Raw genomic sequence first — 20,373 nt, forward strand, 5'->3', positions numbered from 1 at the left:
CCCATGCTGTCCGCATCCAGCGCCCCGGTCATCGAGGCCACGCTTCCCGTCGTCGGCGAGCACCTCGAAGCGATCTCCGGCGTGTTCTACGAGACGATGATCGGGGAGAACCCCGAACTGCTGAACCTCTTCAGCCGCAGCGCCCAGGCCACCGGCGAGCAGCGCAGCGCTCTCTCCGGCGCGGTGGCCGCCTATGCCGCCCACCTGATCGGGCAGGGACCGCGGGGCGCCGCCTTCGAGCACGTCGTGGACCGCATCGCGCACCGGCACTGCGCCCTCGGCATCCGCCCCGAGCAGTACACGATGGTCGGCAGGTACCTGCTGCGCGCGGTCGGCACGGTCCTCGGCGACGCGGTCACGCCGGAGGTCGGCGCTGCCTGGGACGAGGTCTACTGGCTGTTCGCGGCGCAGCTGATCGGCCGCGAGGCCCGGCTCTACGCCGAGGCCGGGGTGGACGGCGTGGACCCCTGGCGGGAGTACGTCGTCGCCAACACGATCGCCGAGGCGCACGACACCGTCTCGTTCGTCCTCACTCCCGCGGACGGCGGCCCGGCGCCCGACTTCATGCCGGGACAATATGTCACCGTAAATGCGGAACTGCCGGGGGACGGGCGGCAGCTGCGCCAGTACTCCCTCTCCCAGGCCGCCACCGGCGGCACCCTGCGGATCACCGTGCGCCGGGTCCCCGGCGGGGCCGTCTCCGGCCTCCTGCACGACCACGTGAAGCCGGGTGACACGCTGCGGCTCAGCCAGCCGTACGGCGACCTCGTCCTGCGCCCCGGCGACGCGCCGTTGCTGCTGATCAGCGCCGGTGTCGGGATCACCCCGATGGCCGCCATCCTGGAACACGTCGCGCGCACCCAGCCGACCCGCGAGGTCGTCGCCGCGCACGCCGACCGCAGCCGGGACCGGCACGCGCTGCGCGCCGACATGAGCGCGAGCGGCGCGCGGCTGCGGAACTTCACCAGCCTTCACTGGTACGAGGACACCGACGGCCGCATCGACGTCGACCAGCTGCCCGTGCACCCCGAGGCGGACGTCTACCTCTGCGGGCCGGTCCCGTTCATGCAGGCCGTCCGGGCCGGCCTGCACCTGCGCGGCGTCCCGGACGAGCGGATCCGCTACGAGGTGTTCGGTTCCGAGCAGTGGCGCCCGGCCCCCGTGCCCGCGGCGGCCTGAGCCCTCGCGCCGGAGAACAACGGGATCCGGGGAAGCTGGTCATCGGAAGTCGGAGCGGTCCACCCGGGCCGCCCGGCGCCGGTACTCCTGCGCCTTGCCGGGCCAGTTCGTGACCACCCGCCCGGAGGCGGTGCGGTACCAGCTCTGACAACCCGTCCAGACGCTTCCGGCGAGACGGGACTGGATCTCGGCGTCGTAGCCGGCGGCGCGCTCCGCCCGTACCTCCAATGGTTTGTCGCCGTGGGCGACCAGACGCACCGCCTGCGCGATGTATCGGGCCTGGACCTCGTGGAAGTAGATCACCGAGGTGTTGCCGGTGTTCGTGTTCGGGCCGTAGACCAGGAACATGTTCGGGAAGCCGGGCACCGTCATGCCGAGGTACGCGTGCGCGCCCGCCCGCCACGCCTCGGCCAGCTCGGCGCCGTCGCGGCCGGTGATCCGCATCGGCACCAGGAACTCGGTGGCCGCGAACCCGGTGCCGTAGACCAGCACGTCACACGGATGATCGACGCCGTCGGCGGTCCGGATCCCGTCCTCGGTCACCGCGATGATCTTCTCGGTCACCAGGTCGACGTCCGGGCGGGCCAGCGCCGGGTACCACGCGTTGGTGAACAGGATCCGCTTGCAGCCCATCGGCTCGTCCGGAGTGACCTGGGCGCGCAGCCGCGGGTCACGCACCTGGATCCGGCGCTGGAGGTGCGAGGCGGCCCGCACCAGCGGCGCGGTGACCCGGTTGCCGGTCACCGCGGCGCCGGCCACCAGGGTGAGCAGCCAGGTACCGGCGCGCGAGGCCCGCATGAGCGGCGGCACCCGCCGGTACGCGCCGTGGCGCAGCCGGCCGTACCGGCGGTCCGGCTTCGGCAGCGTCCACGGCGGGGTCCGCTGGAAGACGGTGACGTGCGCGGCCCGCCCGGCGATCGCCGGCACCAGCTGGATGGCGCTGGCCCCGGTGCCGATCACCGCGATCCGCCGCCCGTCGACGGGCACGTCCGGGCGCCAGTGCGCGGTGTGCAGGGCGACGCCGCGGAAGTCCGCGGCGCCCGGCAGCGACGGGATCGACGGCCGGGACAGCTGGCCGACCGCCGGGATCAGCACGTCGGCCACGATCCGCTCGCCGCCGGCGAGAGTGACCGTCCAGCGGCGGCCGTCCCAGTCCGCGCCGGTGACCTCGGTGCCGAACCGGATCCGCCCCATGATCCCGTGCCGGGTGGCGCAGCGCTCCAGGTAGTCGAGGATCTCCCGGTGCGGCGGGTACCGGCGGCTCCAGGCGGGGTTCTGCGCGAACGAGTACGAGTAGAGCGGCGCCGGGATGTCGCAGGCACACCCCGGATAGGTGTTGTCCCGCCACACCCCGCCGATCCGGTCCGCCTTCTCCAGGATCGTCACGTCGTGGCGACTGTCCTTGATCAGCTCGATCGCGGCCGCGATGCCGCCGAATCCGGCGCCGATGATGACGATTCTGGTCATGGCCGTGGTCCGATGGTCAGGGTGAGCGCGGCAGGGGCGTGCGCGGGGACGACGGGGTGACGCGGCTTCACCGGATTCAGGGCGACATATCCGTTCCTGGGTCGTGGGTCCTCGTCGCCCTTGTTCGGCCACAGCGCGACCGCCCGCTCGGCCAGCGCCGTGATCGTCAGCGACGGGTTCACCCCGAGATTGGCCGCCACCACCGAACCGTCGATCACATGCAGCCCCTCGTGGCCGAACAACCGCTGATAGGGATCCACCACCCCGGTCTCCGGGTCGGCGCCGATCGCGCAGCCGCCGATGAAGTGCCCGGTCACCGGCCGCCCGGCCAGCTCGGTCATCGCGCCGGTCGGCACACCGTCCACCTTCTCGGCGACCCGCCGGGCGACGTCGTGGGCGGCCGGCACCCAGACCGGGTTCGGCTCGCCGATCCCCGGCCGGCTGGTCAGCCGGCCGCGCTTGGTGAAAACGGTGATCGAGTTGTCGAGTGGCTGCATCGCGAGCAGCACGATCGTCTCCCGGGACCAGTTCTTCGGCGAGACGTAGAGCCGGATGTCCCGCCCGGCTCGCGCGAGCTGCTTGGCGGCGGCCCACCAGCGCGGGGTGCGGCCGGTGTCGTCGACCAGGACCGTGGCCAGCAGCGCGAGGAGGTTGCTCCCCGGACCGTACCGGACCGGTTCGACATGTGTCACCGGGTCGGGGTGGATCGACGAGGTGATCGCGACGCCGTGGCTGAAGTCGCGGTCCCTGCGGCGGGTGCGGGCGCCCAGGATGGACTCGGAGTTGGTGCGGCTCAGCTCGCCGAGCCGCGCCGAGACGAGGGGCAGCAGGCCCCGGTCGCGCATCCGGTGCAGCAGCCGCTGGGTGCCGAGCGCGCCACCGGCGAAGACCACCTGCCGCGCCGTGAACGTCCTCCTGCGACGCCCGCCGGTCCGCCGCGTCTGGACCGCGTAGCCCTGAGCGTGCGGCCGGACCGCGCGCACGGTGGTGAGTTCGTGCACCACCGCGCCCGCCTTCTCGGCCAGGTAGAGATAGTTCTTGACCAGGGTGTTCTTCGCGTTGGACCGGCAGCCGGTCATGCACGACCCGCAGAGCGTGCAGCTCCTGCGCGCCGGGCCCACCCCGCCGAAGAAGGGGTCCGGGACTTCAGCGCCGGGCCGTTCGCCGCCTCCGGCGAAGAGCACACCCACCGGGGTACGGGTATAGGTGCCGCCCACACCGAGATCCTCGGCGACCTCCCGGAGCGCGTCGTCGGACGCCGTGGTGACCGGGTTGACGGTCACTCCGAGCATGCGTTTGGCCTGCTCGTAATAGGGGGCGAGCTCGGCCTTCCAGTCCGTGATCGCGGACCACTGCGGGTCGGCGTAGAACGCGTCGGGCGGCTCGTAGAGCGTGCACGCGTACCCCAGCGAGCCGCCGCCCACTCCCGCCCCCGACATGATCATCACGTCCTTGAGCAGGGTGAGGCGCAGGATGCCGTAGCAGCCGAGCGCGGGCGCGTAGAGGTAGTCCCGCAGCCGCCAGGAGGTCTTGGCGAACTGCTCGTCGGCGAACCTGCGGCCCGCCTCCAGCACGCCGACGCGATAGCCCTTCTCGGTCAGGCGCAGCGCTGTCACGCTGCCACCGAACCCGGAGCCGATCACGAGGACGTCGTAGTCGTCCGACATCGCCGTACCATCACACCGCTATTGGCAACATGTCAACAAGCGGTCTCCGGTTGTGGCTCGCTCCGCCGATTCGGTACCGGCCGGCGCCTACGGTGATCGCCGATCGTGCAGGGTGGAGCGATGGCAGAGCTCTCCTACGACAGGCGCGGCGCCGGGCCGCCCCTCGTGCTGATCCACGGCATCGGCAGCCACTGGCAGGTGTGGTCGCCCCTCCTGGACGAGGTGTCCCGCCACCGCGACGTGATAGCCCTCGACCTGCCCGGCTTCGGCGCCTCCCCGCCCTTCCCCGCGCCCGCGGCGGCACCGCCCGCCGGGTCCTCGCCCGCCGGGTCCTCGTCCGCCGGGTCCTCACCCGCGCCTTCACCGGCCCCGCCCGCTGAGCCGGCCGCCGGGTCGGTGGCCTGGTTCGCTGATCAGGTCGTCGCGTTTCTGCGCGGCCTCGGCATCGAGTCCTTCGAGGCGGGCGGCAACTCGCTCGGCGGCGGCATCGCCCTGGAGCTGGGCCGGCGCGGCGCGGCGAGCCGGGTCACCGCGTTCTCCCCGGTCGGTTTCTGGAACACGCCGGGCCGCCTCTGGTGCCAGGCCGTGGTGACCGCGGCCCGCACCGGCGCGACCCGCCTCGCGCCCGCCCTGCCCGGCATCATGAACTCCCGCGCCGGCCGTTCCGCGTTCTGCGCCCCGTTCTACGGCCGTCCCGCGAACCTGCCCGCCGGCGACGCCCTCTCCGGCGCCCGGGCTCTGGCCGCGGCGCCCGGGTTCCCTCGGACCCGGGACGCGTTCAGCGGACTGCGCCCGTGGACCTACGCCGGCATGGGCGAGCTGTCCCGCATCCCGGTGACCATCGCCTGGGGCACCCGCGACGCCGTCCTGCCCTATCGCACGCAGGCCCGCCGCGCCCGCATGATCCTCCCGGCCGCCCGCCACGTCCCGCTCCCCGGCTGCGGCCATCTCCCGTTCGCCGACGACCCGTCCCGCTGCGCCGCCCTGCTCCTCTAGCAGCGTGTCGACTCCGGGCGCGCTCCGCACCCGGAATCCACACGCGGCGGGGTCAGGACTTGGCCAGCCAGGTGATCATCATGATCAGCAGGAAGAGGGCGCCCGCCGCCAGCGTCACCACCGCGACGAGCGTGCTCACCTCGGACTCGGAGCGCTCGGGTCGCGTCCCCGGCGCGGTCAGATCCTCCACCGCGGAGAACACCCGCGCGCCGGCCACCCGCATCCGCCGCTTCCAGTGACGCCGGTGATGTGTGGACCGGACAGGCGTCAACGGCACTCCACTCCGGACATATGACCACACCTCCACGCACCACCTCACTCGTCCGGTCAACGACCCATGTGCGGATCAGTGATGCGGGCCGCCGTGTCGCGCTGCGACACTTCCGGGCGGAGATACGAACTCGGGGGGAAAGAGGATCGGATGGCCGACATCGTTCAGGCCGCGAAACTGCTGGGCGACGCCCGGCGGGTGGTGGTCTTCACCGGCGCCGGCATCTCGGCGGAGAGCGGCGTACCCACCTTCCGGGACGCGCTCACCGGCCTGTGGGAACGCTTCGACGCCCAGTCGCTCGCCACGCCACAGGCGTTCCAGGACCAGCCCGACCTGGTCTGGGGCTGGTACGAGTGGCGCCGCCACCGGGTCAGCACCGTGTCCCCGAACCCCGGGCACCGGGCCGTGGCCGCGATCGAGAGCCGCGTCCCGAGCACCGTGGTGATCACTCAGAACGTCGATGACCTGCATGAACGTGCCGGATCACGGGATCCGGTGCATCTGCACGGCAGCCTGTTCGCACCCCGCTGCTCGGGTTGCGGCGAAGCCGTCGCATTGCCGCCCGCCACGGCGGAGCCGGACGCCGGCCGAAGGGTGCAGCCGCCGGCGTGCGTACGGTGCCATGGTCTTGTTCGTCCGGGTGTGGTGTGGTTCGGCGAGGCGCTGCCGGAGGCGGCGCTCGAAGCCGCGGCCCGCGCCGCCTCCGCGTGCGACGTGCTGCTGACCGTCGGCACATCCGGGATGGTCTATCCGGCGGCCGAGATCCCACGCATCGCGGCCCGGGCCGGCGCCGCCGTCATCCAGGTCAACCCGCATGCCACGCCGATGGATTCGGTGGCCCTGGTCAACCTTCGCGGCAGCGCCGGCCGGATCCTGCCCGAGCTTGTCACGAAGGCGTGGCCCGACGCGGCAACGGCCGATCCCGCAGCGGCGCCTTCCTGACCTTGTTCGACCCGGTGCGCGGCAGGTCATCGACGATGTCCACATAGACCGGGATCTTGTATTTCGCCAGCCGCCCGGCCAGAAACGCCGGCACATCCGCAGGCGCAAGATCGAAACCCGCGCCGGGTACGACGAAAGCCCTCCCCACCTCGCCCCACTTCTCGTCCGGAACGCCGATCACGGCCGCCTCCGCCACACCGGGATGCTCGAAGATCGCCGCCTCCACCTCGGCCGGATAGACGTTCTCCCCGCCCGAGATGTACATGTCCTTGGTCCGGTCGACGATCCGGAAGTGCCCCCGCTCGTCGACGACCGCCAGGTCCCCGGACCGAAACCAACCACCCGGCTCGAACGCGGCGGCCGTCGCCACCGGATCGTTCCAGTAACCGGGCGTCACGTTGGGCCCGCGCACCAGCACCTCACCCGGCTCACCGGGCGGCGCGGCGCACCGGACGTCCGCGAAGAACACCGGCAGCCCCGCCGAACCGGCGTGCTCCCGGCTCTCCCGCGCTTCCAGGAACGTCGCTCCGGGTGCGGTCTCGGTCATCCCGTACCCCTGACAGAAGGCCAGGCCCCGCTCCTGATAGGCCCGGATCAGCGCCTCCGGAACGGAGGCGCCGCCGGTCATCAGGCTGCGCACCGACGACAGGTCGGCGGTCGGCCAGCGGGGTGATCTGCTGAGCCCGGCGTACATCGTGGAGACGCCGAACATCCAGGTCACGCGGTGACGGGCGATCAGGTCGAAGCAGCCGTCCACGTCCCAGCCCGGCATGATCACCGAGGTGCCGCCCTTGAGGAACGTCGGCAGCAGGCATTGGTTGAGCGCCGCCACGTGGAACAGCGGCGCGCTGACCAGCGTCACCTCGTCGGCCGCCACGTCGACGCCGACCAGCAGGTTGTAGCAGTTCCAGACGATGTTGCCGTGGGTGAGGGTGGCGCCCTTCGGGTGGCCGGTGGTGCCGGAGGTGTAGAGGATGCAGGCCACGTCGCCGAGGTCGACGGGTTCGTCCATCGGGTCCGGCGTCCCCGCCGCGACGTACCCGTCATAGCCTGATAAATCCATCTGAATCGGCGTTCTCGCCGTCGTCGGCGCCGCGTGGATCAGCGCCACCGCGCCGCTGTGCTCCAGCTGGTAGGCGATCTCCGGCTCGGTGAGCCGCACGTTCAGCGGTACGAAGATCGCGCCGAGCATGTGCGTCGCGAACATCGTCTCCACGAAGGACGGGTGGTTGGGCCCGAGATAGGCGACCCGGTCACCGCGTTTCACCCCGTCCCGGCGCAGCGCCGAGGCGAGCCGGCAGATCCGCTCGTACAGGGCGGCGAACGTGACGGGCCGATCCTCGAAGATGAGTGCCGTGCGGCCGGGCGACATCGCCGCCCGGCGCCCCGGCCACGACCCGAGTCCGTGGTCGTTCACGGTGGGTCAGACGTAGTGCCGGAAGACCGGCTGGGCCACGCACGCCGGCTTCGACGAGCCGTCCACCTCGACGGTGAAGTCGAACGTGCTCTGCACCCCGTTGCCCGCCACCTCCTCGACCTTGAGCACCGTGGCGGTCAGGCGGATCTTGGAACCGACCTTGACCGGGCTCGGGAAGCGCACCTTCTCCAGGCCGTAGTTCAGGCCCATCGTGACGCCCTCGACCGTCAGCATCGAGCTGAACAGCGGGATCACCAGCGACAGCGTGAGGTAGCCGTGGGCGATCGGCCCGCCGAACGGTCCCTGGCCGGCCCGTTCCACGTCGACGTGGATCCACTGGTGGTCGTCGGTGGCGTCGGCGAATGTGTTCACCCGCTCCTGGGTGATCTCCAGCCACTCGGACGAGCCGAGCGACTGGCCGACGAGCGCCTTCAGTCCGTCGAGGCCGTTCACTGTCGTGGTCATTTCTCGTTCTCCGTTCTCATTGCGGGAAAGAGCAGCCGGGCGGCGTTCGTCTTGAGAATCTTGGGCTTCACGGCGGGCTTGATGTCGAGCTTCTCGAAGTCGGCCAGCCAGCGGTCCGGGGTGAGGACCGGATAGTCGGAGCCGAACAGCACCTTGTCCTGCAGCAGGCTGTTCGCGTACCGGACCAGCTGCGGCGGAAAGTACTTGGGCGACCAGCCGGACAGGTCGATGTGAACGTGTTCCTTGTGGGTGGCGACGGCGAGCGCCTCGTCCTGCCAGGGGAACGACGGGTGAGCCAGGATGATCCGCAGGTCCGGGAAGTCCACCGCGACGTCGTCGACGAGCATCGGATTCGAGTACTTCAACCGGATCCCGCCGCCCCCGCGGACCCCGGCGCCGATCCCGGTCTGTCCGGTGTGGAAGAGCGCGACCGCGCCGAGCTCCTCGATCGCCTGGTAGAGCGGGTAGGCGAGCCGGTCATCCGGCGCGAAGCCCTGGATGCTCGGGTGGAACTTGAAACCGCGGACGCCGTACTCCTCGACCAGGCGGCGCGCTTCACGAACACCGGCACGGCCCTTGTACGGGTCGACGCTCGCGAACGGGATGAGCACGTCGGCGTGCTCCGCGCAGTCCTCGGCGATCTCCTCGTTCGAGATCCGCGGGTGCCCGGTGGCGTGCTCGGCGTCGACCGTGAAGACCACCGCGGCCATCCGGCGTGACCGGTAGTAGGCGGCGGTCTCGGCGATCGTGGGCTGCCGGTGGCCGTGCGCCGCGAAGTAGTCCTCGGACGCGCCGAGCAGGGCCGGACTCAGTGACCCGCGGCCGTCGCGGCTGACCTCGGCGTGCGTGTGCACGTCGAGGGCGACGAGGTCGTCCAGGTTGACGGCGTGTTCGTGCGCGCTCGTCGTGGTCGCCGGGGTGCCGTTCTCGGGGCTCATTGCGGGGCCTTCGGCGCCGGGATGCCGTAGGTCTCCGGGGTCGCGCCGACGCCGGTGGCCCAGCTGTCGGCGATGGCCGCGGCGCTCCAGCCGCCGTCCGCGAACGCGACGTTCTTCTCCGCCGGGTGCGACCAGAGCGCCAGCCGGTCCCCGCCGATGCCGATGGCCTGGCCGGTGACGCCCTTCGACGCCTCCGAGGCGAGGAAGACGATCAGCCCGGTGACGTCCTCGACCGTGCCGAGCCCTTCGTCACGGCGCAGCCAGGCCGGGAACGGCGCGCCGGTCCGCTCGGCCTCCTCGATCACCGGCGCGAACGCCGGGATGGTCTTGGTCATCTCGGTGGCGGCAACCGGCACGACCGCGTTGACGGTGATGCCCGCGCGACCGAGTTCGAGCGCCCACGTCCGGGCCATCGCGGCGATGCCCGCCTTCGCCGCCGCGTAGTTGGTCTGACCGAAATTGCCCCGCTGCCCGGCCGGCGACGAGATCAGGATGAGCCGCCCGCCGTCCCCCTGCTCGCGCATCCGGATCGCGGCGGCGCGGGCACACGTGAACGTGCCGCGCAGGTGCACGCCGATCACCGCGTCGAAGTCCTCGTCGGACATCTTCCAGAGGACCCGGTCGCGCAGGATCCCGGCGTTCGTGATCAGCACGTCCAGCCGCCCGAACGCGTCGACCGCGGCGCCGACCAGCCGGTCCGCGGTCTCCGCGCTGCCCACCGCGGCGGCCACCCCGACCGATCCGGGCACCTCGGCGACCGCGGCGTCCACCACCGCGGGGTCCACGTCGTTGATCACAACGGACGCGCCGGCAGCCGCGAGCGCCTTGGCGTAGGCGAGGCCGAGACCGCGCCCGCTCCCGGTGACGACCGCGACCCGGCCACCCAGATCGATGCCGTTCAGATCCATACTCATCAACCTCTCGTACGGACGGGCGACGCGCCAGCCCTTTCAACAGGAATCCTGTCGATCCGAGTCTTGATGACGATCAGGTTTCCTGTCAATGGGGTAATCTGACGGTCCGTGCACGAACAAGGGGTGACCGCCATGCCGTCGATGCTCTACCTCGTCAAACAGCTTGAGCTGGCAGTCCGCGCCCGGCTCGACGAGGTGGTCCGGTCGTCCGGCATCACCGCGTTGCAGTACACGGCGCTGACCGTCCTCGAACGCCACGACGGCCTGTCCGCCGCCCAGCTGGCCCGCGACTCGTTCGTCACCGCCCAGTCGATGGCCGACATGGTCAGGGCCCTCGAGTCCCGAGGCCTGATCCGCCGCGAACGCAACACCGGCAACCGCAGAGAACTCCTCATCCGCCTCACGCCGGAGGGCCGAGCCCTGCTGGCAGCGGTCAGCGAGCCGGTGTCCGAGCTGGAGAGCCGCATGACCAGCACCATGACCCCCGCCCGGACAGCCGACTTCCGCCAGTCCCTGATCACCGCCTGGCAGTCCCTGACCTGACCGCCCACCACCGCGCCGTCGCCGCGGACCGCACCTGAGCCTCGCACCGCGCCATGCCCGGCGCTACCGCGCAAATCGCCAGTGCCACGGCACGAGGCCGGCGCCGACGGCGGGTGGCTCGGCGGTCAGGACGGGTTGATCGGGGTCACCGCGGGAAACGCCGCCTCGATGTCCCGGGCCGCCGCCAGCGCCACATGCTCACCGTTCAGCCCGGCGATCACCTGCACCCCCAGCGGCCTCCGCCCGCCCGGACCGGCCGTCCCGGCGGCCGCGGCGGTCCCGGCGGGCGCGGCCACACCGGACATCTCGGCCGCCCCGGGCAGCTCGGCCACCCCCGTCGGGACGGCGACGGCCGGGAGGCCCAGGAAGTTGGCGGTGACCAGCAAGCGGTGGGAGCGCCAGAGCTCGGTCGCCGCGGCCGGGCCGCTCAGGTCGTACCCGATCGGGGGCATGGCCTGCGTCGTGACCGGACCGACCACGACGGGGTACCGGGCGTGGAACGCCCGCCACGCCGCCGCGTGCACGAAACGCTCCGCCCAGGCCCCCTGGTACGCCGCGGACGTGTCGAGCAGCTCCACCCCGGCGATGTTGTCCCGGAAGTACCGGACCGTCCCCTCGGAGAGCGGCCCGGGGAACACCCCCGGCGTGAGCAGCATCGGCGCGTTCTCGGTGGAGGAGAGCTGCCGCCACAGGGTGGCGCACCTGTCGACGGCGGGCGGCGACACCTCCTCGACCTCCCACCCGGCGGCGGCGAGGGCGTCGGCCGCCGACCGCACGGCGCCGGCGACGACGGGGTCGACGCCCCAGCCCGCCGGATCCACCGTCACCGCCGCCCGACGAATACCGTTATATTCCGACAAGTGCGGCACCGTCACGGACAGCGGGTCACCGTCGTCCGCCCCGTGCATCACCCCGAACAGCAGATCCAGATCGTCCACACTGCGAGCCAGCGGCCCGTTCACCGCCATCTGCTGCAGCGACATCGGCAACGGCTCCACGATCCGCGACGGCCCCGCCACCCGTCCCGCCGACGGCCGCAGCGCCACGATCCCGGCCGCGTGCGCCGGCAACCGCAGCGACCCGCCGTAATCGTTGCCGATCCCGGCCGCGGCCATCCCGGTGGCGACGGCGACCGCGTCCCCGCCGCTGGACCCGCCCGGCACGCGCGCCGGGTCCCACGGGTTGATCGTCCGTCCGAAGAGGTCGTTGTCGGTGTCCCAGCGCAGCCCGATGTCCGGCATGTTCCCCCGGCCGACCGGGATCGCCCCGGCCGCGAGCAGCCGGTCGACGAACGTGGCGTTGGCCGCGGGGACAGCGCCGGCGGCGAACGGCAGCCCGGAGGTGGTCGCCGACCAGGTGAGGTCGATGTTCTCCTTCACGGTGATCGGCACACCGCCGAGCGGTCCCGCCTCGTGACCGGACGCGATCCGGTCGTCCAGGGCGGCCGCGCACGAGCGGGCGCGGGCGTCGAGGGTCACGGTGACCGCGTTGACCGAGGGGTTCACGGCGGCGATCCGGGTCAGGTGCGCCTCGACCACGGCGGACGCGGTGAATCGCCCGGCACGCACGCCGGCCGCGATCTCAGATGCCGGCATTTCCGTAAAAGTCATCAATCCTCCAGCACACTAACAGTCAAGGACGTCGACCCGAGGTGCAACCACTGCCGGTTGGGAACCGTCTTGCCGGCCAGCCACCGGTGCTCCCCCGTCCCCGGCGCCGGCACGAACTCCGGCGCGTCACTGGACGCCACCGTCAGCCGCAGCGCATGCCCTGCCGCGAGCCGATAGCCGAGATGACCCATGTCGATCGTGACGGCGAAGGCCGTACCGGGATCGATGATGGTTTGTTGTCCGCGAGCGATCAGCCGAGCGGACCCGTCCGGCGCCACGTCGAGCAGCCGGGCGAAGAGGTCCATCTCCGGACCGTCCGACCGTGCCACCGCGTCGAGACGCACCGGTCCGACGAGATCGAGCGGCGCCGTGACCGCCTCCGACGAGAACACCAGCACGTCCGGGCGCGCGGCGAGGTCCCGCTCGTCGGGGCGCTCGGCGAGGTACGCGAACGCGTCCCGGACCGGCGACGGCACCGGATCCGCCGCGTCATGCGTCCAGGCGACCACGTCCGGCTCCGGCTCCGGCGAACCCGACGGCCGACCCGACGGCGGACCCGACGGCGAACCCGAGGGCGAGGGCGAGGGTCCGAGGGTTCCGCCGGGTGCGTCACCCACGGCCGCTTCCCCGCCGGCCAGGCGCCACTTCCGGGGGTACGCCCGAGCAGGCGGCCACTGGGAGCCGGTGCGGAACGACGCGTCCCCGGACCCGGCCAGCTGCCACCGGACGCGAGGCAGTTCCCGGTCCTCCCCGCGCAGGAACACGTCGAAGAACTCCACCGCCGGGTCGAGATAGCGGGGCAGGAACGACGGGTCGGTGTTCGGGACGCCGGGTGCGAAGTGGCTGTTGTTCTCGTGGTCGATCGCCTCCAGGAGCAGGTATGCGGTGCGCGCCCAGGCGGGCCGCGCCGCGATCTCCCGGTGGTCGGACCACTGCCACGGCGCGCAGTTGTCCCACCAGCCGATCGTCATGAGCACCGGCACGGCGGGCGCGTCGAACGGGCTGCCGGCCGGGAACCGCCGCAGGCTGACCGGGTAGGGGAACCACAGGTCGTACGAGGCGGACCGGCTGCCGACCGCGGTGAAGAACTCCTCGACCTGCGCCGCGAGGGGCCGCCGCGACCAGTCGATCTCCCAGTCCAGGATGTCCCGGTCGTGGAACATCGACAGCGGGTAGAACCGGTGCACCGACATCTCCACGTCGTGGGCGCGCCGGCCGGGCTCGAGGACCGGCAGCTCGCCGAGCCGGGTGCCGGTGACCCGCGGGACCATCGCCCGCAGCGCCGGATGCCCGGTCGACGCCGCCGCCCACTGGGTGAACCCGTAGTACGAGTCGCCCCACATCCCGACCTTGCCGTCCGACCAGTCCTGGGCGGCCACCCAGTCCAGGGTGTCGTACCCGTCGTAGGCCTCGTTGACGAAGAGCAGCGTCTCGCCCTCGGACCGGAACTTGCCGCGCACGTCCTGCACCACGAAGCGGTAGCCACGAGCCGTGAAGTAGGCGGCGATCCGCGGCATGAACGTGTACTCGCCGGATTTGTCATAGGGAAGCCGGGTGAGGATCGCCGGACCGGGACGAGCAGAAGAGGGCTGGTAGACGTCGGTCGCCAGCCGCACCCCGTCGCGCATCCGGACCATGTGCTGGGTGGCGTCCGGCGAGATCGGGCCGGGACCGGTCCGGGTGAACGAGACGCTCATCAGAGCACCTCGAAGAAGCGGATGCAGACCTGGCCGCGTTCCCCGCGGGCCAGCCCGACGAACACCGTCGACGCGAGCCAGGCATGGTCGGGCGCAGAAGTCGAGAAAACCGGAGAAGTCCGATAATAATAGTGCGTTTCCGGCAGATCCTCACCCGCCTCCACCCGCGCCTCCACCTCAGGGGACGCCCGCCAGAAGCCGCGGTTCCGGATGTCGATCACCGCGCCGTCGTCAGCCTCCAGCAGGTAATGCGCGTCCAGGGCGGTGACCTGGCCCCTCGTCGTGGACCAGTCGCCACCACCGGCCAGCACACGCCCGGACAGGCGGGGGCCGGACACCGTACCGCCGGTGATCGGGGTGAACTGCAGGCCGTCACCGATGTCCAGCGACGCGGCGACGTCGACCCGCGCCTCGAAGGCGAGGGCCAGCCGGGGATCGGGGAGCTCGAGCATCAACGTCCTCGTTTTCTTTTCGGAAATGACAATCAACTAAGCTGGTCACACCAGCTGACGGAGGGAGCCGGGATGGGACGCCCGAGCATGGCGGCCGAACGGACCGAACAGATCATGCAGGCCACCGGCCGGTGCCTGCGGAAGAGCGGCCTGGCCGGCACCACGCTCGAACGGGTCGCGGAGGAGTCCGGGCTGAGCCGCAGCCACGTCCGGCACTACGTCGGCAACCGGGACGACCTGCTGCGCGGCTTCGCGGGCTGGCTCTACACCGGCTACCAGGCGGAGTTCATCGACCGGATCGCCGCCGCCCCCGACCGGGAGAAGCTGGCGATCATGATGGATTACCTGTTCAGCAGCGGGTTCCTGCCGATCAGCGACGACGACACGGTGATCCGCGAGCTGATCACGGCGGGTATCGCCGACGCGGGCATCCGGTCCACCATGCAGGGTCACTACACGCGGGCGATCCAGGCCGTCGAGGACGCGATCGCCGCCGAGCATCCGGACGTGGCGTCCGGGGCGCGGCGCACCGTCGCCTACGGACTGTGGTGCCTGGCGATGGGCAACTCGATGATGGCCGAGCTCCAGCTCCCGGTCGCGTCCGGCGGCCTGGTCCGGACCGCCGCCGAGGCGCTCCTGGAGAAGGTCAGTCACACCTCACCGCCCGGGACGGCGTCCAGCCCGGCCGCGGCACCGATGCGATGAGCCGCCGGGTGTACTCGTCGGACGGCGTGTCGAGCACCGCGCCGACCGGGCCGGACTCGACCACCCGGCCCCCGCGCATCACCACCACGTCCTCGCAGACGTGCCGCACCACCGACAGGTCGTGGGTGATGAACAGGTAGGCCACCCCGGTCGCCGCCCGGGCGTCGACGAGCAGGTTCAGGATCTGCGCCTGGATCGACACGTCCAGCGCGGCGACCGCCTCGTCGAGCACGAGCAGCTTCGGGTTCGCGGCGAGGGCCCGGGCGATCGCCACCCGCTGCCGCTGCCCGCCGGAGAGGTGCCGCGGCAGCGCCGTCCCGAGCCGCTGGTCGAGCCCGACCAGCTCGAGCAGCTCGGCGATCCGGGCGGCCCGGCGGCGCCGGTCCACAGCGCGATCATGGTGGGCCAGGACCTCGCCGAGGCAGTCACGCACCACCTGCCGCCGATCCAGGGAGAGGTACGGGTCCTGGAACACCATCTGCACCACCGACGCTCGCCGCCGCCGGTCCGTCACCACCTCGCCGTTCAGCAGGACCGCGCCGGAGGTGGCCCGTTCCAGCCCGGTGACGATCCGGGCGCACGTGGTCTTCCCGGAACCCGACTCCCCCACCACGGCGAGCGAGCCGCCGGCCGGGACGGTGAAGCTCACGCGATCGACCGCCACGAACTCGGCGAAGACCTTCCGCAGGTCACGGACTTCCAGCAGAGGCGTGCTCACGAGTCCTCCCGGACCAGGTGACAGGCGGCGCGTCCGGCGCCGATCGGCAGCAGCTCCGGCCGCCGGTCCCGGCAGCCGTCGGTGACGAGCGGGCAGCGGTCGGCGAAGACGCAGCCGGCCGGGGCGGTCAGCGCGGACTGCGGGACTCCGGGCACGGTCCGCAGGCGGTCGCCCGGTGGCACGGCGCCGGGCCGGGAGTCCAGCAGCGCCCGCGTGTACGGGTGACGCGCCCCCTCGTGCAGCAGGCCGGCCGGCAGGATCTCCACGATCTCGCCGGCGTACATCACCGCGATCCGGTCGCAGACCGCCGCCGCCAGCTCCAGGTCATGGGTGATGAACAGCAGGGCCGCCGAGCGCCGGCGCCGCTGCTCGGTGAGGATGGCCACCACCTCCTCCTGGGTGGTGACGTCGAGCGCGGTGGTCGGCTCGTCGGCGAGGATCAGCTTCGGTTCGGTCAGCAGGGCGGCGGCGATCACCACCCGCTGCAGGAGGCCGCCGCTCAGCTCGTACGGACGCTGGTTGAGCCTGCGCCCGGCGTCGCCGACCCCGACCTCGGAGAGCAACCCGGCAGCGCGCCGCGTCGCCTCGGACCTGCCGATCCCCTGGTCGCGCAGGACCTCGGTGAGGAAGTCGCCGACGGTCCGCACCGGGTTCACCGTGGCGCGCGGGTCCTGGAAGACCATGGCGACGTCCCGGGACCGGAATCGCCGCAGCTCGGCGGCGTTCATCGCGGGGACGTCGATCCCGTCGAACCGCACCGAGCCGTCCACGGTCGCCCCGGCCGGCAGCAGCCGTACCACGCTCTTGACCGTCATCGACTTGCCCGATCCGGACTCGCCGACGAGACCGACTGCCTCACCGGCGTGCACCGAGAACGTCACATCGCGCAGGATCGGCCGCTCGCCGAGCCGGACGCCGAGGTGGGTGAAGTCCAGCAACGTCATCGCACGTCACCGCCGAACCGCAGGGCCAGCCGTTCGGCGACGGCGGTGAACGCCACCACCGTGATCACCACGGCGACCGCGGCGTAGAGGGACTGCTGCGGGAATCCGGCAAGGATCGACGGCTGACCGTTCGCGATCATCAGTCCCCAGTCCGCGGCCGGTGGTTGCAGCCCGAGGCCGAGGAACGAGATCGAGGCGAGGTCGATCATCGCGTACCCGAAGCCGATCGCGGCCTGGACCAGCAGCAGCGGCGCGAGGTTCGGCAGCAGGTGCCGCCGGCAGATGTGCCAGCCGGAGAAGCCCTGCACGCGCAGCGCCTCGATGTACGGCAGGGACCGCTCGCGCAGCGCCGCCGCCCGCATCACCCGGGCGATGACCGGCACGAACGCGAGCGACAACGCCACCACCGGGGTGACGAACCCGGCGCCGAAGAGCGCGGCCACGGTGATCGCCAGCACCAGCCCGGGGAACGCGAACAGCACGTCGAGCGCCCGGGAGACCAGGTTGTCGAACCAGCCGCCGAACCAGGCGGCGGCGACCGCGAGGGCGGTGCCGGCCGTCCCCGCGGCGAGCACCACGACGAGCGGACCGAACAGGCTGGTCCGGGCGCCGGCGACGAGCCGGGAGAACAGGTCGCGGCCGAGGTCGTCGGTGCCGAGCGGATGCGCGGCGGAGATCGGCGCGTAGGCGTTGAGCGGGTCGACCGCGTTCGGGTCGTGCGGCACGATCCAGGGCGCGAACAGCGCCATCAGCGTGACCACCCCGCAGACCGTCACGGCGAACGCCGTCACCCAGCGCACCCGTGCGAGCCGGCCGGTCCATCGGCGCACCGGCGCGCCGAGTGAGAAAGCGGTCGCCGTCATGCCGGCCTCTCCTTCAGCAGCCGCGGGTCGAGCACCGCGTTGAGCACGTCGACAAGCGTGTTGACCAGGACGAAGACGGCGACCAGCAGCAGCGCGAGGGCCTGCACCACGACCATGTCCTGCCGCGCGGCGCTCTGCACCAGCAGCGAGCCGAGCCCGCTCACCCCGAACGCCTGCTCGGCCACGGCGGTGCCGGCGAAGAGCCCGGCCACCGTGACGCCGGAGACCGCGAGGATCGGCGGCGCCGCGTTGCGCAGCACGTGCCGCCCCAGCACATGACCGCGGGGCAGGCCGCGGGCGCGGGCCGCGGCCACGTGATCGGAGCCGAGCTCGGCGCGCACCTCGGTCCGGGTGATCCGGCTGACGTAGGCCAGGTAGCCGCCGCTCAGCGCGAGCGCCGGCAGCGTGAGGTGGTGGATCCGGCCGGCGAAACCGGTCCCCGAGCCGTAGACCGGGAACCAGGCCAGCTTCGTCGCGAACACCCAGATCAGCAGGATCGCCGCGACGAACGCGGGCGCCGCCATCAGCACCGTCGTGGTCACCGTGAGCGCGCCGTCCACCCGCCGGCCGGCCACGCCCGCGACGATCCCGGAGGAGACACCCAGGATCAAGATCAAGAGACTGGCGTACGCCACCAGCAGCGCCGTGGTCGGCATGCGTGCCGCGATCAGAGCCGTCACCGGCTCCTTCAGCACCATCGAGTCACCCGGGTAACCGCTGAGCAGCCCGGAGAGCCAGTGCCAGTACTGCGCGAGGAACGGGTCGTCGAGGTGGTACCGGGCCCGGATCTCGGCCAGCGCCGCCGGGTTGGGCTGGTGCCCGCCGGCGAGCAGCGCGGCCGGGTCGCCGGGTGCCAGGTACAGCGCCCCGAAGATGACCAGGCTGGCCACCGCCACGGTCGCGACGAGCGCGGCCAGCTTCCGCCCGAGGAACCCCATCACGGCGCCCCCACGAGCGCCGCCCACGGCGAGCTGATGTAGGAGAAGCTGGCCGGCGCGCCGGTGATCCGCTTGTTCAGGTAGAGCCGGTTGTAGGAGCCGGCCAGCGTGATCTGCAGCTTCGCCGGCCCGTAGATCGCCTGCGCGGCCACGAACCGCTGCGCCGACACCACCGGGTCGGTCGCCGAGACGGCCGCCTCGATGTTCGCGGTGACCTCGGGGTTCTGGTAGTTCGTCCAGTTGAACGTCTCGCCCTTGAGCACGAAACCCGGCGCGTAGTAGAGCGCGCCAGGAACTTCGAGATACCCGGTGGTCGCGATCAGGTCGATACCGGCCCGCAGCGACGGGTCGTAGAACATCCCGGCGTACTCGGCCGGCTGCAACTGCTTGATGGTGACCGTCAGGCCGATCTCCCGCGCCGCGGCCTGCGCGATCGTGGCCGTCTGGAGCAGCGACTGGTCACCGGCGGCGGTCGCGATCACCAGGTCGGTGCGGCTCGGGGCGGCCTCGGCGACGAGCTTCCGCGCGGCGGCCAGGTCGGCCACGGTGGTGTCCGGCAGGGCCGCGTACCCGGCGTCGTAGACGTCCCGCGCCGGGCTGCCGTGCCAGGAGAGCGGCGGGGTGAAGGTCTTCAGCGGCGCGCCGGCGCCCTTGAGCACGCTGGTGATGAAGCTGGACTTGTCGATCGCCAGGTCGAGGGCCTGCCGGATCCTCGGGTCGGCGGCCGGCCCGTCGGCGGCGACCGCGCCGAGGCTGAACGATTCGGTGCTCGGCCCGAAGTACAGCGTGCCGTTTTCGGAACGACGCAGCGCCGCGATGCTGCCGCCCGGCGCGCCGTAGACGCCGTCCACCTCGCCGGCGAGCAACGCGCTGGTCAGCGTGCTGCTGTCGGTGAGCGGGACGAACGCGAACGTGGCGGCCTTCGCCCTGCGGGCGGTGTCCCAGTACCCGTCGTACCGGGTCAGCGTGATCTTCTGCCCGCTGCTCCAGTCGCCGAGCCGGTAGGGCCCGGTGCACATCAGGCCGCCCGCGGCGGTGCCGAACGCGGCGCCGGCCCTGACCGCGAACCTCTCCTGGACGATCGCGCCGGGCACGCCCGCCATGTCCGGGACGAACTGCACGTCCGGCTTGCGGAACGTGACGGTGACCTGCTGCGGTCCGGTCGCGGCGATGGTGGCGACGTTGGCGTAGACGTGGGCCGCGTAGGAGCCGACCTCCGGATCCATGTTGCGCTTCAGGCTGTAGACGACGTCGGCGGCGGTGAGCGGCGAGCCGTCCCAGAACGTCACGCCGTCGCGCACCGTGATGATCACGGTGGTCGGGTTCTTCTGAGTGACCGCGCTGGCCAGGCCGGGCGCGGTGGAGAAGTCCGGCTCCAGGCGCAGCAGACTCTCGCAGAGGTTCGTGCCGACCGTGTTCGCCGAGTAGTCGCCGGTGTGCGCCGGGTCGAGCGAGGACGGCTCGCCGGACGGCAGCGCCCAGGTGACCGTGCCGACCTCGCCGGTCGCGGCCGGGGTGGTCTCGACCAGGTCGATCGCGCCCGCTCCGGTCGAGGGCGCCTCGCCGCTGCCCGAGCAGGCGGTCAGAGTCAGGCCGAGGAGCAGGGCGATACCGCTTCTGTGTACACGTCTCAAGGCAACTCCCGGA

General features: G+C 72.0%; 20 protein-coding genes. 5 read left to right on the plus strand and 15 right to left on the minus strand.

Annotated features, from left to right (window positions below; genetic code table 11):
• The first annotated feature begins 3 nt into the window (after positions 1–3).
• On the plus strand, positions 4–1,179 hold the full coding sequence (locus AMIS_RS27770) for an FAD-binding oxidoreductase (RefSeq protein ID WP_014445752.1): 1,176 nt from the start codon (positions 4–6) through the stop codon (positions 1,177–1,179).
• A gap of 39 nt (positions 1,180–1,218) precedes the next feature.
• Here AMIS_RS27770 and AMIS_RS27775 read toward each other — a convergent pair whose 3' ends face one another.
• Together AMIS_RS27775 and AMIS_RS27780 are read right to left on the minus strand one after the other, a co-directional pair.
• Complete coding sequence (locus tag AMIS_RS27775; RefSeq protein WP_014445753.1) at positions 1,219–2,646, minus strand: flavin-containing monooxygenase; 1,428 nt, start codon at positions 2,644–2,646, stop codon at positions 1,219–1,221.
• Positions 2,643–4,313 (minus strand): GMC oxidoreductase, encoded by a 1,671-nt coding sequence (locus AMIS_RS27780; RefSeq protein WP_014445754.1) that lies wholly within the window; start codon positions 4,311–4,313, stop codon positions 2,643–2,645. Before AMIS_RS27780 ends, AMIS_RS27775 begins: the two co-directional genes overlap by 4 nt.
• Positions 4,314–4,433: 120 nt before the next feature.
• Here AMIS_RS27780 and AMIS_RS27785 point away from each other — a divergent pair, with 120 nt between their 5' ends.
• The gene (locus tag AMIS_RS27785; protein WP_014445755.1) at positions 4,434–5,309 is read left to right on the plus strand and encodes an alpha/beta fold hydrolase; all 876 of its coding nucleotides are present in this window, start codon (positions 4,434–4,436) and stop codon (positions 5,307–5,309) included.
• Positions 5,310–5,361: 52 nt separating this feature from the next.
• Here AMIS_RS27785 and AMIS_RS42995 read toward each other — a convergent pair whose 3' ends face one another.
• Positions 5,362–5,580: a hypothetical protein gene (locus AMIS_RS42995; RefSeq protein WP_157435110.1), complete on the minus strand. Its 219-nt coding sequence runs from the start codon at positions 5,578–5,580 to the stop codon at positions 5,362–5,364.
• Positions 5,581–5,730: 150 nt separating this feature from the next.
• Between AMIS_RS42995 and AMIS_RS27790 the strand changes: the two genes are divergently transcribed.
• On the plus strand, positions 5,731–6,522 hold the full coding sequence (locus AMIS_RS27790) for an SIR2 family NAD-dependent protein deacylase (RefSeq protein ID WP_014445757.1): 792 nt from the start codon (positions 5,731–5,733) through the stop codon (positions 6,520–6,522).
• Here the strand turns inward: AMIS_RS27790 and AMIS_RS27795 are convergent.
• Genes AMIS_RS27795 through AMIS_RS27810 form a run of 4 tightly spaced genes read right to left on the minus strand, consistent with a single transcriptional unit; the run spans position 6,467 to position 10,256 of the window.
• On the minus strand, positions 6,467–7,939 hold the full coding sequence (locus AMIS_RS27795; protein WP_014445758.1) for an acyl-CoA synthetase: 1,473 nt from the start codon (positions 7,937–7,939) through the stop codon (positions 6,467–6,469). The two genes, AMIS_RS27790 and AMIS_RS27795, sit on opposite strands and share 56 nt — an antisense overlap.
• Before the next feature lie 6 nt (positions 7,940–7,945).
• Positions 7,946–8,404 carry a MaoC family dehydratase gene (locus tag AMIS_RS27800; protein ID WP_014445759.1) on the minus strand — a complete coding sequence of 153 codons (459 nt, stop codon included), beginning with the start codon at positions 8,402–8,404 and terminating at the stop codon, positions 7,946–7,948.
• Positions 8,401–9,342 carry a 4-hydroxyphenyl-beta-ketoacyl-CoA hydrolase gene (locus AMIS_RS27805; RefSeq protein WP_014445760.1) on the minus strand — a complete coding sequence of 314 codons (942 nt, stop codon included), beginning with the start codon at positions 9,340–9,342 and terminating at the stop codon, positions 8,401–8,403. The genes AMIS_RS27800 and AMIS_RS27805 overlap by 4 nt, the downstream gene beginning before the upstream one ends.
• Positions 9,339–10,256, minus strand: coding sequence for an SDR family oxidoreductase (locus AMIS_RS27810; RefSeq protein ID WP_014445761.1), 918 nt, complete (start codon positions 10,254–10,256; stop codon positions 9,339–9,341). Before AMIS_RS27810 ends, AMIS_RS27805 begins: the two co-directional genes overlap by 4 nt.
• A 108-nt stretch (positions 10,257–10,364) precedes the next feature.
• On the opposite strand from AMIS_RS27810, the gene AMIS_RS27815 reads away from it, so the two are divergent.
• The gene (locus AMIS_RS27815; protein WP_014445762.1) at positions 10,365–10,799 is read left to right on the plus strand and encodes a MarR family winged helix-turn-helix transcriptional regulator; all 435 of its coding nucleotides are present in this window, start codon (positions 10,365–10,367) and stop codon (positions 10,797–10,799) included.
• A gap of 125 nt (positions 10,800–10,924) precedes the next feature.
• On the opposite strand, the gene AMIS_RS27820 is transcribed toward AMIS_RS27815, so the two are convergent.
• From AMIS_RS27820 to AMIS_RS27830, 3 genes are read right to left on the minus strand one after another with little or no spacing between them, the layout of a single operon-like run.
• Positions 10,925–12,394, minus strand: coding sequence for an amidase family protein (locus AMIS_RS27820; protein ID WP_172666632.1), 1,470 nt, complete (start codon positions 12,392–12,394; stop codon positions 10,925–10,927).
• A 14-nt stretch (positions 12,395–12,408) separates the two neighbouring features.
• A complete protein-coding gene (locus AMIS_RS27825) occupies positions 12,409–14,106 on the minus strand; it encodes a CocE/NonD family hydrolase (RefSeq protein ID WP_014445764.1) in 1,698 nt (565 codons plus the stop codon).
• Complete coding sequence (locus AMIS_RS27830; protein ID WP_014445765.1) at positions 14,106–14,558, minus strand: DUF3237 domain-containing protein; 453 nt, start codon at positions 14,556–14,558, stop codon at positions 14,106–14,108. Before AMIS_RS27830 ends, AMIS_RS27825 begins: the two co-directional genes overlap by 1 nt.
• Positions 14,559–14,630: 72 nt before the next feature.
• Here AMIS_RS27830 and AMIS_RS40865 point away from each other — a divergent pair, with 72 nt between their 5' ends.
• Entirely contained in the window at positions 14,631–15,263 is a 633-nt protein-coding gene (locus AMIS_RS40865) for a TetR/AcrR family transcriptional regulator (protein WP_014445766.1), read from the plus strand.
• Here AMIS_RS40865 and AMIS_RS27840 read toward each other — a convergent pair.
• The 5 genes from AMIS_RS27840 to AMIS_RS27860 are packed head-to-tail and all read right to left on the minus strand — an operon-like array spanning position 15,205 to position 20,360.
• Positions 15,205–15,981, minus strand: a complete 777-nt coding sequence (locus tag AMIS_RS27840; protein WP_014445767.1) for an ABC transporter ATP-binding protein — start codon at positions 15,979–15,981, stop codon at positions 15,205–15,207. The genes AMIS_RS40865 and AMIS_RS27840 overlap by 59 nt on opposite strands.
• Positions 15,978–16,925 (minus strand): ABC transporter ATP-binding protein, encoded by a 948-nt coding sequence (locus tag AMIS_RS27845; protein ID WP_014445768.1) that lies wholly within the window; start codon positions 16,923–16,925, stop codon positions 15,978–15,980. The genes AMIS_RS27840 and AMIS_RS27845 overlap by 4 nt, the downstream gene beginning before the upstream one ends.
• Positions 16,922–17,788, minus strand: a complete 867-nt coding sequence (locus tag AMIS_RS27850; RefSeq protein WP_014445769.1) for an ABC transporter permease — start codon at positions 17,786–17,788, stop codon at positions 16,922–16,924. The genes AMIS_RS27845 and AMIS_RS27850 overlap by 4 nt, the downstream gene beginning before the upstream one ends.
• Positions 17,785–18,726: an ABC transporter permease gene (locus AMIS_RS27855; protein WP_014445770.1), complete on the minus strand. Its 942-nt coding sequence runs from the start codon at positions 18,724–18,726 to the stop codon at positions 17,785–17,787. Before AMIS_RS27855 ends, AMIS_RS27850 begins: the two co-directional genes overlap by 4 nt.
• Positions 18,726–20,360, minus strand: coding sequence for an ABC transporter substrate-binding protein (locus AMIS_RS27860; protein WP_014445771.1), 1,635 nt, complete (start codon positions 20,358–20,360; stop codon positions 18,726–18,728). The genes AMIS_RS27855 and AMIS_RS27860 overlap by 1 nt, the downstream gene beginning before the upstream one ends.
• Between the last annotated feature and the right edge of the window lie 13 nt (positions 20,361–20,373).

It is taken from the genome of Actinoplanes missouriensis 431, assembly GCF_000284295.1.
Taxonomy (GTDB): Bacteria; Actinomycetota; Actinomycetes; order Mycobacteriales; family Micromonosporaceae; genus Actinoplanes; species Actinoplanes missouriensis.